The organism is Fictibacillus solisalsi (assembly GCF_900103485.1).
Taxonomy (GTDB): domain Bacteria; phylum Bacillota; class Bacilli; order Bacillales; family Fictibacillaceae; genus Fictibacillus_C; species Fictibacillus_C solisalsi.
Genome location: NZ_FNHW01000001.1, coordinates 2,315,954 through 2,328,904 on the forward strand (window position 1 = coordinate 2,315,954; position 12,951 = coordinate 2,328,904).

The following is a 12,951-nucleotide window of genomic DNA, read 5'->3' on the forward strand; positions in this document are numbered from 1 at the left end:
AACCATAAAAGGCTTAGACACCATCCTATATTTTCAGAAGTAAAATTATACACTTGCACTAACGGATGACCGATTCATGTGTTTTTCCTCAGTTTTTGCCACCATTACCGCACATGCGGCATCGCCTGTGATGTTTACAGAAGTACGAAGCATATCAAGCAACCGGTCAACACCAAGAATAAGCGCGATCCCTTCTACCGGAAGGCCAACCGATTGAAGTACCATGGCCAGCATGATCAACCCTACTCCCGGAACACCAGCTGTACCGACTGAAGCAAGAACAGCGGTCAAAATAACAGTGAGCATTTCACCTAACGTCAGGCTGTGATTGAACACCTGCGCAATGAAAATGGTGGCAACTCCCTGCATGATGGCTGTTCCATCCATATTGATGGTGGCTCCGAGAGGCTGTACAAAACCGCTTATTGGCTCCGGAACATCCAAATTTTCCTGAGCGGTCTTCATGGAAATTGGAAGTGTCGCATTCGAACTGGATGTACTAAAGCCAAGGGCCATCGCCGGGGCAAAGCCTTTAAAGAACCAGATCGGACTCTTTCTGGCAACGAGAGCAACAGTTCCTCCGTACGTAACAATAGAATGCAGGAATAATGCCAATACAACGACAATCATATAAAGCCCCATCGCTTTCAGCGCATTCAGTCCGTAGTTTCCGATCGCCGATGCGATCAGGGCAAACGCGCCGTACGGAGCCACTTTCATGACCACATTCACCAGGTACATCATAATCACATTAGCCTCTTCAAAGAGGGTAAAGATCCCCTTTGTCTTGCTCCCAAGCATCGTTATTGCAAAACCCACGAATACAGCAAACGCAATGATCTGAAGCATGTTTGCATCCGTCATGGCAGCCACGGGGTTCTCCGGGATAATACCCATCAGTGTTTCGGAAACAGGCGGGGCCTTTTCTGCCTTAAATTCCAGGCCTGAAGTATCAAATCCTCCGCCTGCTCCCGGTTTTATGGCAAGAGACAGCAACAAGGCGATAACAATCGCAAATGTTGTGGTCCCAAGGAAATAGACAATCGTTTTCACACCAATTCTGCCCAACTTCTTTGGATCTCCAAGTCCTGCTGTTCCAAGAACAATGGAAAAGAAAACAATCGGTACGACCAGCATTTTGATCAGCTTTAAAAAAATCTGGCCGACCGGTGTAAGTACATAGGAGTTAATTTCATCAAAAGCTGTTGGAAAAGCAAGGTTTAAAATTAACCCCACGATAACCCCCAACACAAGACCAATGATAATTTTTACTGATAAGTTCATCTCATCTCCTCCATACCTATAATATAAATCTATAAAATCTGTAAATCTGAAAGACTGGTATAAAATTACCCTGTTTCAAGAAATTTATTCCAAATAAAAACCCACGAAAAGAGCGAGACTTCTCGTGAGCAGACTTGTGGCCTAATTTGCACAACGTATCACTCTCCAAAACGCTTCCGAGGTAAGCTGTCGGATTAGGCAACGAGATTTATGCCCTCTAAATTACATTAGATTCACCCCCAGGCTAAAAATAGCCGTTGATTGGTTCCCCCGGTTTCTATGTCAAGAAACTCAGCGATTGTACTTTATTCAGTTACTGTTATCGTAACAGTGTTCCGAAAATTGTGTCAAGTTTCCTCGAAAAACATTAAAATTTACCAATGTAAATTAATTCAATACATAACCCCACCAGCTTTTTGCCTTAGGGCGAAATATATAAAGAATAGACAGAAATTCCTAAATAGGAGGCAAATAAGAAATGAGAATTGTTTTTTTTGAAAAAGGAGAACTCAGCATTATCGTTGGATCTTCACGCTTAAAAGGTGAATTGACGATAGAGCAAATTAAAAACGAGAGTGAAAAGAAAGCAAAAGAACTTAGCCAGCTGCTTGGCCGGGAGATCGGTTTCATGATCGATATGAACGGTAAACTTGAAAATGATATTAAACGCTAAATCCATATAAGAAATGCAAAAAGAAAAACCGGACAGCTTCTGCTGCCCGGTTTTCTTATAATCATCTGATCTTCAGTTCTCCAATTACCCGTTGGGCAATCAGATAGTATCCCCGGGGATTTGGATGGATGGCATCCGAGAAATATTCCCGCTTTGGAATCCCATTAAATAACTCATACGTAGAAATATAAGTGGAATTAGGGGTTTTTTCGCTGATTTCCTGAATGGATATATTCCATTTCTTAATCACTTGCGCAGAAACTGCATCATAAAAATTTTCGGTATAAGGGTTATACAGCCCTAAAATATAAATATGTGCCCTTTTGTTTTGCTGCCGCAGTTTCTTAGTAATCTTTCCAAGGTTGCTGTACAGCATTTTTTGGCCGATGGCCATCTCCTGCTGATTGATGTTCCTGAAGTTCCAGCCAGCTGTTTTTCTGTAATCATTTGTCCCAATAAATAAAAAAATATAATTGGCCTGATGGACGGAACGTGATACCATCCCGTTGCTGAGCTGTTTATACAGCTGATCCGACCTTTGCCCGCTGATCCCGTAATTATTGAGTACGACAGGACGCTTAAGTTCTCTCTGCATTCCCTGTCTCACCAGACCGATGTAGCCTTTTCGTTTCGGATCTCCCCGACCGTATGTCAGTGAATCCCCCAAAGCCACAATCCGGATCTGTTTCGGCCGGGGTTCCTTCCCTTGAACCTGAGGAGATTTCCGATGTTCGCTCCCCTGGTCACCGCTATACTCTTTTACGAAATAAAATATAAAAAACAATGCTGTCACTAAGACAACAGCACCAAGTAGGTATATGACCTTTTTTCGGTTTCCCAAAAAAATCCTCCTCTTTCTGCATGACCCTAGATGTCAAAATTGCTTTGTTGTCTCTCTGAGTTCCCTTTTGCTTATCCATTAAAACAGCAATACCGGGATATTATCAAGTTTTACTATTATAACGCAAATAGAAGAAGTTAGCACATTGGACACATAAAAAGAAAAAACCCCTATTTCAAGGAGTCTTCTTCATCGATTAAAAGGTAGTCTTCGGCTTTGTAATGACGGTCTTCCCACAGGTTTTCTAAATCATAATTACCCGTATCTCTCCGCACAAATGAACCAATCAGACCAGCTGTACCCACCAGGACCAAAGCCACGGGCAGGAGTACAATGACCAGCGCCCCCATAACCACTCTCCCTTTCTTTTTTCACATGTATATGAATCAAAGAAAGCAGTTATGTGGGAGTGAAACTCAAAAAAAAAGAGAAGAGAGAAATCAATTCTCTCTTCCCCAGGTGATCCAATCGTTAACCTCAAGCATTTCTATAAATTTGGCCAGCCTTGGAACAACCGGCGAGGCCTTTTCTCCAAATTCAGCCGAAAGATTCGAGCTGATCTCATCAATGGTTTTCACGCCATCGATTTGTTCTGCAACAAAGGCACCAAGCTCGTCGAGTTTGACCGGAAAAAAGGAGGGCTGTTTTAGAAACCGGATGGACAGCTTTTCAATCGGGTTCGTTCTTGGAATCATCAAGTAAACAAACCCGTCCTTGCGTTTTTCCGTATGAATACCTTGTTTGAAATGAGGCATCATTGTTAAAAGGTTTTGGCTACTTCTTTTTTTCGATCCAAAAAGACTCATTATTTTAACTTGTCCGCTTTCGTCCGGGTGGAGAACCAATAAAGCAGCCAGCAGACAAACAGGAAGATCAGGAATGGAATCAACCGGTTATTTGTGAGCGGGGTTTCCGGAATGCTCACGTTAAAGAAGATAAGCACGGCGATGAGCACACCAAGCAAGGACTCCCCTGCAATGAGACCAGAAGCAAACAATACGCCCCTATCGGCACGTGCCTGGCGCTCTTCTTTTGTCTTCGCCGTTACATCCACCAGCCAGCGAACCGCGCCGCCAAACATAACTGGTGCAGAAATATGAACCGGCAGATATAAGCCAACGGCCACAACGAGCGAATTCAACCCAAGAAATTCAATAACAATCGCAATGGCTGCACCAATAAATATCAGGCTCCATGGCAGATCACCGCCAAAGATCCCTTGAACAAGCACTTTCATAATAGCGGCTTTAGGTGCAGGAAGCTGCTGCGAACCCATACCATAGGATTTATCTAAGACAATCAGAATAATACCGATGACAAGACCTGAAGCAATAACTCCGATCATCATGGCAACCTGCTGCTTCCAAGGAGTACCTCCAACAAGGTGACCTGTTTTTAAATCCTGTGAAATATCACCGGCAACGGCAAGTGCTGTACAAACGATGGCTGCCACTGTTAATGCTGCTTTCATGCCATCAAGGCCGGTCATTCCGGTTACTTTATATACGAGGGTTACAATCAACAAGGTAGCGATCGTCATGCCGGAAACCGGAGAGGATGAACTTCCGACAATACCCACGATTCTGGAAGCTACAGCAACAAACAGGAAGCCGAAGATTGCAATGGCAATCGCACCAATGAACCCAACGTTTGTCACAGGTGCTGCACCAATTATAATAACGAGGACAACCACACCTAAAATAACATAGCGAAACGGCATATCTTTATCCGTACGCTCAATTCCTCCGCTAACCGAACCATCAGACAACCCTTTCATGGTCTTGGCAGCCGTTGAAATCAATGTTGGCATCGTTTTTAGCAGCGTAATCAATCCGGCTACTGCCACGGCACCTGCACCAATATACTTAATATAGCTATCCCAGATTCCCCAGGCATCCAGCTTGCCGATCGGATCTTCTGCAGGGAAAATAGCTGTTGTGCTGTCCGCACCAAAAAATGCGATGGCAGGAATTAATACAATCCACGCCAACAAGCCGCCAGCAAGCATCTGTCCGGCAATTCGCGGCCCAATAATATAGCCCACACCAAGCAGGGCAGGGAATATATCCATACCAACCACAGTATTCTTAAGTTTGCCCACTTGTGTTTCGATTTCTGTTTTAAAGAGCATGAAGCCGTCTCCCAAAACTTTTACAAGACCGCCGAACAAGAATCCGATGGCCACTGTCTTGGCATTGGCTCCGCCCTTTTCACCGGACTTTAGAACTTCGGCACACGCGGTTCCTTCTGGATAAGGCAATACACCATGCTCTTTGACAATCAGCATCTGACGCAATGGAACCATCATAAAGACGCCGAGCAGTCCACCTGTAAGTACAATAAATATAATAACCGTCTGTGATAAATTAATATCCAGAAGGAAGAAGGCCGGAAGCGTAAATACAGCTCCTGCTCCAATCGCTTCCCCCGCTGTTGTCATCGTCTGTACGATATTGTTTTCAAGGATCGAATCCCTTCGGAAGATCCCTCTCAATACCCCCATGGAAATGACCGCCGCAGGAATGGAAGCGGAAACCGTCAAACCAACTTTAAGTCCCAAATATGCATTTGCCGCACCAAAAACAATCGCCAGAATGACACCAAAAATGATAGCAACCGCAGTTAACTCCGGCAATGATCGTGATGACGGAATATAGGGAACAAAGGATGAGGACTTTTCTTGTTTGTTGTCCATCATTAACACCGCCTAATCATCAGAAATTTTGAACAAAGACCATTATACCATAATTCGACAAAAACCGAGTTTTCCAAATGTTCCTTCTTTTTTCAGTCAACTATTTTAAGCTTCCCTATTCTAATGAAAACTTATCCACTTTTTGAAAAAATTGAAGCTATCATTCAGTGATGATCATAAACCATGTTTATAAACAGCCAGAGAGGGAACGTTAGATATGTGTATAGTAGGAGGGATAAACCATGACAGATGAACAAAAGAATCAAAATCAAAAAGGCAATGAAAAGACCAAAAAGAACGTTGAGGACGTTTTTGAACAGGGAGCAATCGAACAGCGAGAATCATTCGATACCGAATCCCAGAAAGAAAAAGACCAGAAGCAAAAAAATAAAGAATAGCAAAAAAAAGGGGCAGCAGATGAGCTGTCCCTTCTTTTTATTAAGTTCAAAAAACAAAACCTGCAAGCACCCTGCAGGTCATGATACTTCTTTTATGTATGTTGGGACGAATTTCAACAGGATTGAGATGATACTGTTATACTGCTCCGGTGACACATGTATACCATCCTTAGCGATCAGTTCTTCCTTTAGCCTAACAATGCAATCCAATTCCTCTACCGTTGCTTCAGTGGCCATATAATCAATGGTGTTAATTAATTCCAGAAGCTGGTTATTCTTGTTCGTAATAAAATACGTGGATTCCAACTTGAACACCCCCTCCACTTTATTATCAGAGATATGAGGTCATTTTCCTATAAAAACATTTCGTCAAATGCCGACATATCTTACTTTTTCTGGTTTTACGCAACTTTATCCCTATTCCTTCTGTCGGTTTCTGTCGGTTTGATCAACGTATTTTCCTATATCAGAAGAATATTTGGAAAGACAAAGTTTTATAAATATAGTGCCCGCAACTCCCGAAAGTTATCCAAATAATTTGGACAAAGAGGCAAACGGAGAGGATGTTTTGTCCTCTTCTTCATCTTTTGATTGATAGACCAGCTTTTCGGGTTCAAAAATTTTGGATTCCAGGTAGGAGCGGGGATTTTTTTCAAGCTTTATTTCCTTATGAATGGCCAGAAAGATTTTTGCAGTATTCATCGCGTCATCCAGTGCTCTGTGCTGGGACCCCTCCAGTGAAATTTGCAGCTTGTTCAGCGCCCGTGATAGCCCGTACCGGAAGCCTTTATCGCTTTCATGAAGAAGGCTGAACAAAAACTGAAGGTCATTGTGATTGATGATCCAGTCAATGGGAGTTTTATGATAAGTAGAATCTGTAATCAGTGCCCATTTGTCTTCCGGGCCCCATGAACACAAATAATACTCCTTTTTTCCGATCCAATCCCTAAAGTCTTTGATGACCAGGGTAAACGGCTGCGCATTGATCAAATCCTTTTTAGTAATCCCGGTCAAGTTGGTAATTCGCGTATTTAAACTATCCATCTTGGGCTGAACAAAAGACTGAAAGGTATCTAATACCACCAATTCACTATTTATCCATCCCAGACGCACCGCCCCAATCTCAATGATTTCCGACAGCCTGTTTGTCATTTCCAGATCATACACAATATAATCCATCTTCTTCACTCCATCTCATTCTTCTTGCCTGCTCTGCCTGTCCTTTATCTTTAATTTTAGTAAATTTTTGAATGTATTGGAATGATATCGTCATTCATTCTACCGTTTCTTTGATTTGTATTTTTTATTGTATGTGTAAAAAGAAGATTATTGCCTATACACCGAAGAAAATCAGTGGTTGGCAGGCTGAATTCCTTCGTTTATACTATTCAGAAATAAATAACTATTCGAAAATGAATAATAGAAGGTGATTAATCATGAGTTTATCGTCATGGAATGAAAACGAGGCTATCCTTCATTCCCTTCAGGATGATATTTTGGTTACCAATGTGGATGGGACCATATTGAAGGTCAGTGAAGCCACCGGTAAAATTTACGGGGTTACTTCTGAAAGCCTGCTCGGCAAATCGGTCTATCAGCTTGCGGCAGAAGGATTGTTTACACCAATCGCAACACCGATGGTATTAAAGGAAAAGAAAAAAATTACGTTTGTTCAAACGACTAATAAAGGAAAAAAGCTGCTTGTGACCGGAATCCCTGTTTTGAACGAGAACGGCCAAATCTTTCGGGTCGTAAGTTATTCGCATGATGTGACAGAGCTGTTGGAGCTTCGCAAATTCCTGCAAACGATGGAAGGAGAAATGGAGCGGGTCAAAAGTGAACTCGACCTCCTGCGAAGCCTCCAGCTTTATGACAGCGGAATTATCGCCAACAGTGCCGGGATGAAGAATGTTCTGACCACTTCTCTGCAGGTAGCGGACGTAGATGTGAATGTTCTTCTTCTCGGTGAATCGGGAGTCGGGAAATCACTGATTGCACGATTTATACATAACAAAAGCGCAAGAAACAAAGGGCCTTTCATCGAAGTTAATTGCGGGGCGATTCCGGAATCTCTGTTTGAAGCAGAGTTTTTCGGCTACGAGGCCGGAGCGTTTACAGGTGCTAGCCGCAAAGGGAAGCTCGGTCTTGTTGAATTGGCGGATGGCGGCACTCTTTTTCTTGATGAGATCGGCGAACTCCCCCTGGCCCACCAGGTAAAGGTTTTGAAGTGCATTCAGGAAAAGAAGTTTTACAGAGTCGGAGGAACAAAGCCGATTTCTGTTGACTTCCGGCTGATTTCTGCAACCAATAAAGACCTGGAAAAAGCCATTGCAGAAAAGGCTTTCCGGGAGGATTTGTATTTTCGGCTGAATGTGGTGCCTCTGACCATTCCACCATTGCGACAAAGAACAGAAGACATTATTCCCTTGATTCACTACATTCTGGAAAGGCTTCAGGAGAAATACAAACGGGAAAAACGGCTGGATGAAGCAGTCATTCATCACCTGCTTCAATATGACTGGAAAGGCAACGTGCGAGAGCTCCTTAACCTGATGGAACGGCTCGTGGTCATCTCCCCCGCCTCTCTTATCACAACGGAACATCTCCCAGACTATCTCAAAGTATCCTATCCTTCCCCCGTTTCCTCTGCTCCTCTATTAAAGCCGTTAAAAGAAGTTTTAGAGAATGTGGAAAAACAAATGATTCAGGACGCCAGAGATCAATACAAAACGACAACCAAAATGGCCCATGCGCTCGGTATCAGCCAGCCATCAGTGGTTCGAAAAATGCAGAAATATGAGATTTCATGAGGAAGTTGGCACAAAACTTGCAAGATAAATGTACAAGACTGCAAGTTTCCTCTTTAGACCTATCACAAAAGGAGGTACGTTTTGTGCCAAACAAACTCAATGAATTGATGAATGAATTGTCCGATCTGCTGGCCCCAACGATGGCAAAGGACCATCCCAACCTTCCCGTCGTAAAGGAAGAAGGCTGTTATTACTATGGATTGGACGGAAAAACGTATTTGGATTTCACATCTGGCATTGCCACTGCTAACACGGGCCACCGCCATCCCAAAGTGGTGGAAGCTATTAAAAAGGGGGCCGACGAGCTCATGCATGGCCCGTCCGGTGTCATTATGTATGAATCGATTTTGAAGCTCGCCAAGGAGCTCACGACCGTTTTGCCGCAAGGGCTCGATTGCTTCTTTTTCGCCAACAGCGGAACAGAAGCGATTGAAGGAGCGATCAAACTGGCCAAGCATGTGACCCGCCGGCCCTATGTGGTTTCTTTTACCGGCTGTTTTCACGGCCGAAGTCTCGGTGCGCTGAGTGTTACTACTTCCAAAGCGAAGTACAGAAAGTTTTTGCAGCCGAATGGCCTGACCTATCAGGTTCCTTATGCGTCGGTTGAAGGCTGCCCTGAAGGCACTGATCCTGGTGAATATGCCGCAAGGAAGCTTGATAAAGATCTGAACTCGCTGTTTAAACACCAGGTGACGCCTGAAGAAGTAGCGTGCATGATTGTTGAACCGGTGCTTGGAGAGGGCGGTTATATTGTTCCTCCAGCCGAGTGGCTGAAGAAAATGCGTGAAATTTGCAGTGAACATGGCATCCTGCTTATCTTTGACGAAGTGCAGACCGGCTTTGGTCGCACCGGGGAATGGTTTGCTGCGCAAACCTTCGGCGTAACTCCTGATATTATGGCAATCGCCAAAGGGATTGCCTCAGGCCTTCCGCTGAGTGCAACGGTTGCATCCAAAGAGCTGATGAAACAGTGGCCGCTCGGCAGCCACGGCACCACGTTTGGCGGCAACCCAATCGCCTGTGCAGCAGGCCTCGCCACCCTTGAAGTACTAAAGGAAGAAAAGCTCGTGGAAAACGCAAAAGCGATGGGTAGTTATGCCACGAACCGGTTGCTGGAGATGAAGAAGCGGTATGCCTCTGTAGGCAGCATCCGTTCGATCGGACTTATGATCGGTATTGAAATTGTGGATCCGGTAACGGGTGTTCCTAACGGAGAAGGCGTCATTAACATTCTGAACAAGAGCCTTGAAAAAGGAGTGCTGTTTTATCTGTGTGGGAACGAAGGTGAAGTGATCCGTATGATCCCTCCGCTTACCGTAAACAAAGAACAAATCGATGAAGGGCTATCCTTGCTTGAAGCTTCCATCGCCGAGTATGAAGCAGAAATTCAACCACTCCGCAAACTTCAAAATGTATAGAAAGGAGCAAATAAGATGTATAAACCAAAAGATTCCTCCGCTTCCCCCCGCTTTTGCGGTGTGAAAACCTTCATGAGACTGGAGCACATCCAAACCACTGAAAACGTGGATTTCGCCGTACTTGGGGTGCCATTTGATACCGGTGCCTCCAATCGTACAGGCCAGCGGCTCGGTCCGCAGCATATACGGAACTTCTCATCCCTGCTTCGTCCCTATAACCCGGATCAGGACATCAACATTTTTGATTACTGCAGCGGGGTTGATTATGGAGACGTAGATGTTGTGCCCGGCAATATTCATCGCACCTACAGTAATATGGAGGAGGTTTTACAGCCTCTTCTGTCATCCGGCATCACCCCTGTCATTATGGGCGGAGATCATTCCATTTCACTTGGGAATCTGAGGGCATTCACCAAGGAATACGGACCGGTTTCCCTCGTTCATTTTGATTCCCACAGCGATACGTGGGACCACTATTTCGGTGAAAAGTATACACATGGTACTCCGTTCCGCCGGGCTGTGGAAGAAGGATTAATCGATACGGCGCATTCCATCCAAATCGGTATGCGGGGTCCGCTTTACGGCAAAGAGGACATCCAAGATGCCCGCGACCTCGGGTTTGAGGTGCTGACGATGAGGGATGTACGCCAGCTTGGCTACGAGGCGGTCGTTCGTAAAATTCATGAGCGCGCAGGGAACAAGCCGGTGTTCGTTTCCTTTGATATCGATTTTGTGGATCCTGCGTACGCACCTGGAACCGGTACACCTGAAGCAGCAGGACCAACAAGTCATGAAGCATTGGAGCTGGTGAGAAACCTGGACGGGCTCAATCTTGTTGGCTTTGATCTTGTGGAAGTACTGCCCAGCTATGACAGCGGTGAGATTACCGCCATGCTGGCAAGCTCGGTCATGTTTGAGATGATTACCCTGGTCGCTTTAAAGAAAGCAAGAACGCATTCGACCATTGTACAAACACAGCTTTAATTATTCATAAATGAATAAAAGGAGGGTTTTGATATGGGTACGTTGGACACGGTAATCATTTTTCTTTATTTCGCAGTTCTGATTGGGGTAGGCATTATCGGTTCCACGAAGGCAAAAACGACAGAGGATTTTGCCCTTGCCGGACGAAATCTTGGGCTTTTCATGTATCTTGGTTGTCTGTCTGCCGTTATTTTGGGCGGAGCTTCAACCATCGGCACAGCCAAACTTGGGTATGAATTTGGTCTTTCCGGCATTTGGTTCGTCTCGATGATCGGGCTTGGAATCATTGTTTTGGGAACCTTTTTCATCAAAAAAATCGCCAAGTACAAGGTAACAACGATCAGTGAATTGCTCGGCAAAAAATACAAATCCGAAGCCAGACTGATCACCGCCGTTGTTGCTTCGATTTATACACTCATGGTCGCCGTAACTCAGGTCATCGGAATGGGCACCATCATCAATGTGCTGCTCGGCTGGAATTTGACCATCTCCATGTTTGTAGGCGGCGGAATTGTTCTTTTCTATACTATCCTCGGCGGAATGTGGAGCGTTACGGTTACAGACATTATTCAATTCGTCGTCATGACTGTCGGTATTTTTGCGATCATGCTCCCAATGAGCATCGCCAAAGCAGATGGAATCGGAAGTCTGCTCTCGAAATTGCCTGAGTCTCATCTCAGCTTAACATCCATCGGTTATGCACAAATTTTTCAATACTTTCTCCTATACACCCTGGGAATGGTTGTTTCTCAGGATATCTGGCAGCGTGTATTCACCGCCAAATCACCGTCCATTGCCAGAAAAGGTTCTCTATATGCCGGCCTTTATTCCATCGCCTACGCGCTTGCCGGCAGCATCATCGGAATGTGTGCGTTTGTGATTTTGCCAAATATCGGCGATACACAAAATACGTTTGCCACACTCGCATTGAACATCCTGCCAGCCGGAATTCTTGGCCTGGTGCTCGCGAGCGTCATTTCTGCGCTTATGTCCACCGCGTCAGGAACGCTTTTGGCCTCTTCCACCCTGATCACCAACGATATTCTCCGTCAGTATTTTATGAAGGATATCAGTGATAAAAAGTTTCTTGTCATTTCCCGAGTCACTACTCTATGTGCTGGTCTGCTTGCCATCAGCTTTGCAGTCTGGATTCAGGATGTGCTTGTTGCCCTCGATGTGGCTTATGCTATCCTTTCCGGCGCCATCTTCGTTCCGGTGCTGCTGATGTTCTTTTGGAAAAAAGCCACACCAAATGCCGGTTTTTACTCTATTCTCGCCAGCACAATCGTTGTAATTGGCGGATTGCTTATTGAAGGCATTGCATCAACCAACCCAATCATGTACGGGATTGCAACTGGTTTAGTAGTGTTGGTCGGCATTTCACTGACCACAAACTACCGCAACAAAGAATCGCTTGTAACCCCGCTCGGTGATACAAAGCAAGGCTGATATCAGGGCATGGCCACCAAAATTCCGCATATGCCCCGGTTTCATAGCCCGCCTGAATTCATATGATGTATGGAGGAAGAGGGAAAGCCTCTTAAATACAATAATCCGGGAGTGAACAATATGTCAGGTGGTCACGGAATTTTTAACAACTTTAGTTTAATTGTCGTCCTATTCATCCTGTTGATTATTATCGGATGCGCTTGTTACGGCGGATATGGCGGATGCGGTGGCTACGGCTACGGTTACGGCGGCTATGGCGGCTACGGCGGCAAAGGCTGGTACTAATCAGTAATGAAAAAACCGGTCTTCTCTTGGAGAAGGCCGGTTTTTTTCGTTTGGTTAGGGTCAATTATCGGTAATCGCAGAATTCCCCCTCCTTCAAACCACACAAAAAGCCTC

At 44.8% G+C, this 12,951-nt stretch carries 14 protein-coding genes and 1 riboswitch; of the genes, 7 read left to right on the forward strand and 7 right to left on the reverse strand.

All coding sequences use genetic code 11. The annotated features are described in order from the left end of the window. Positions 1-45 precede the first annotated feature (45 nt). Positions 46-1,284, reverse strand: coding sequence for a dicarboxylate/amino acid:cation symporter (locus BLT53_RS11875; RefSeq protein WP_090235110.1), 1,239 nt, complete (start codon positions 1,282-1,284; stop codon positions 46-48). Between the two features lie 156 nt (positions 1,285-1,440). Continuing rightward, positions 1,441-1,591: riboswitch (cyclic di-AMP (ydaO/yuaA leader) on the reverse strand. A gap of 171 nt (positions 1,592-1,762) precedes the next feature. On the opposite strand from BLT53_RS11875, the gene BLT53_RS11880 reads away from it, so the two are divergent. Beyond that, on the forward strand, positions 1,763-1,957 hold the full coding sequence (locus tag BLT53_RS11880; RefSeq protein WP_090235111.1) for a hypothetical protein: 195 nt from the start codon (positions 1,763-1,765) through the stop codon (positions 1,955-1,957). A gap of 61 nt (positions 1,958-2,018) precedes the next feature. Here BLT53_RS11880 and BLT53_RS11885 read toward each other — a convergent pair whose 3' ends face one another. From BLT53_RS11885 to BLT53_RS11900, 4 genes are all read right to left on the reverse strand, one after another. Then, on the reverse strand, positions 2,019-2,798 hold the full coding sequence (locus BLT53_RS11885) for a GDSL-type esterase/lipase family protein (RefSeq protein WP_170834323.1): 780 nt from the start codon (positions 2,796-2,798) through the stop codon (positions 2,019-2,021). Positions 2,799-2,968: 170 nt separating this feature from the next. Then, positions 2,969-3,148 carry a hypothetical protein gene (locus BLT53_RS11890; protein ID WP_090235115.1) on the reverse strand — a complete coding sequence of 60 codons (180 nt, stop codon included), beginning with the start codon at positions 3,146-3,148 and terminating at the stop codon, positions 2,969-2,971. Positions 3,149-3,238: 90 nt separating this feature from the next. Continuing rightward, positions 3,239-3,493, reverse strand: coding sequence for a PqqD family protein (locus tag BLT53_RS11895; protein ID WP_244520480.1), 255 nt, complete (start codon positions 3,491-3,493; stop codon positions 3,239-3,241). A 110-nt stretch (positions 3,494-3,603) separates the two neighbouring features. Further along, a complete protein-coding gene (locus BLT53_RS11900; RefSeq protein ID WP_090235118.1) occupies positions 3,604-5,493 on the reverse strand; it encodes an OPT family oligopeptide transporter in 1,890 nt (629 codons plus the stop codon). Positions 5,494-5,735: 242 nt separating this feature from the next. Here BLT53_RS11900 and BLT53_RS25055 point away from each other — a divergent pair, with 242 nt between their 5' ends. Beyond that, positions 5,736-5,891 (forward strand): hypothetical protein, encoded by a 156-nt coding sequence (locus BLT53_RS25055; RefSeq protein WP_170834325.1) that lies wholly within the window; start codon positions 5,736-5,738, stop codon positions 5,889-5,891. Between the two features lie 78 nt (positions 5,892-5,969). Here BLT53_RS25055 and BLT53_RS11905 read toward each other — a convergent pair whose 3' ends face one another. Both BLT53_RS11905 and BLT53_RS11910 read right to left on the reverse strand, forming a co-directional pair. Further along, the gene (locus tag BLT53_RS11905; RefSeq protein WP_090235120.1) at positions 5,970-6,197 is read right to left on the reverse strand and encodes a hypothetical protein; all 228 of its coding nucleotides are present in this window, start codon (positions 6,195-6,197) and stop codon (positions 5,970-5,972) included. A 219-nt stretch (positions 6,198-6,416) separates the two neighbouring features. Next, positions 6,417-7,070 (reverse strand): 3'-5' exonuclease, encoded by a 654-nt coding sequence (locus BLT53_RS11910; RefSeq protein ID WP_090235121.1) that lies wholly within the window; start codon positions 7,068-7,070, stop codon positions 6,417-6,419. Between the two features lie 257 nt (positions 7,071-7,327). Between BLT53_RS11910 and BLT53_RS11915 the strand changes: the two genes are divergently transcribed. The 5 genes from BLT53_RS11915 to BLT53_RS11935 all read left to right on the forward strand — a co-directional run bounded on the left by BLT53_RS11915 (position 7,328) and on the right by BLT53_RS11935 (position 12,837). Next, complete coding sequence (locus BLT53_RS11915; RefSeq protein ID WP_090235123.1) at positions 7,328-8,701, forward strand: sigma-54 interaction domain-containing protein; 1,374 nt, start codon at positions 7,328-7,330, stop codon at positions 8,699-8,701. 107 nt (positions 8,702-8,808) lie between these two features. Next, positions 8,809-10,119: an aspartate aminotransferase family protein gene (locus BLT53_RS11920; protein ID WP_090236847.1), complete on the forward strand. Its 1,311-nt coding sequence runs from the start codon at positions 8,809-8,811 to the stop codon at positions 10,117-10,119. A gap of 15 nt (positions 10,120-10,134) precedes the next feature. Continuing rightward, positions 10,135-11,103 carry an agmatinase gene (gene speB, locus BLT53_RS11925; protein WP_090235125.1) on the forward strand — a complete coding sequence of 323 codons (969 nt, stop codon included), beginning with the start codon at positions 10,135-10,137 and terminating at the stop codon, positions 11,101-11,103. 33 nt (positions 11,104-11,136) lie between these two features. Beyond that, the gene (locus BLT53_RS11930; protein WP_090235127.1) at positions 11,137-12,552 is read left to right on the forward strand and encodes a sodium:solute symporter family protein; all 1,416 of its coding nucleotides are present in this window, start codon (positions 11,137-11,139) and stop codon (positions 12,550-12,552) included. A 120-nt stretch (positions 12,553-12,672) separates the two neighbouring features. Beyond that, complete coding sequence (locus tag BLT53_RS11935; protein WP_090235128.1) at positions 12,673-12,837, forward strand: YjcZ family sporulation protein; 165 nt, start codon at positions 12,673-12,675, stop codon at positions 12,835-12,837. The last annotated feature ends 114 nt before the right edge of the window (positions 12,838-12,951 follow it).